Genomic DNA, 480 nt, shown 5'->3' with positions numbered 1-480 from the left:
TGAAAACTTAATTGGTCGCAAGGTAGATAGTATTGAACTTTACCCTGCAAGTGAAGGATTTTTTGCATTTCAGGATAAGCAGGATGATAAAGGAATGCTACTGCAGTTAAATTCAGGCATTTTTTATGAGTTTGTAAAAGCAGAAGAGTTTTTTGACGAAAATCCTAAGCGTATCACTATAAAGGATGTTACCATTGGTGTAAATTATGTAATGATAATTTCAACAAACGCTGGTTTGTGGGCGTACAATATTGGAGATACGGTTCAGTTTACTTCAACAAAACCTTACCGCGTTATAGTTTCAGGCAGAATCAAACATTTTATTTCAGCATTTGGTGAACATGTTATTGGCAAAGAAGTAGAACAGGCTATGCAGGAGGCTACAGAAGGGACTGATATTCAAATTTCAGAATTTACCGTGGCGCCACAAATTAATCCAGAGAAAGGATTACCCTATCATGAATGGTTTATTGAATTTGA

1 protein-coding gene is annotated in these 480 nt (G+C 35.8%); it reads left to right on the top strand.

Annotated elements, in window-relative coordinates; translation table 11 throughout:
• Positions 1-480, top strand: a 480-nt coding sequence (locus H4O21_RS28090) for a GH3 domain-containing protein (protein ID WP_182812441.1), incomplete at both ends; no start/stop codon positions are given.

This window comes from Oceanospirillum sediminis, assembly GCF_014164585.1.
GTDB lineage: Bacteria > Pseudomonadota > Gammaproteobacteria > Pseudomonadales > Halomonadaceae > Oceanospirillum > Oceanospirillum sediminis.
Note: the sequence above shows the minus strand (reverse complement) of the source record. Positions and strands in the feature narration are given on the sequence as shown.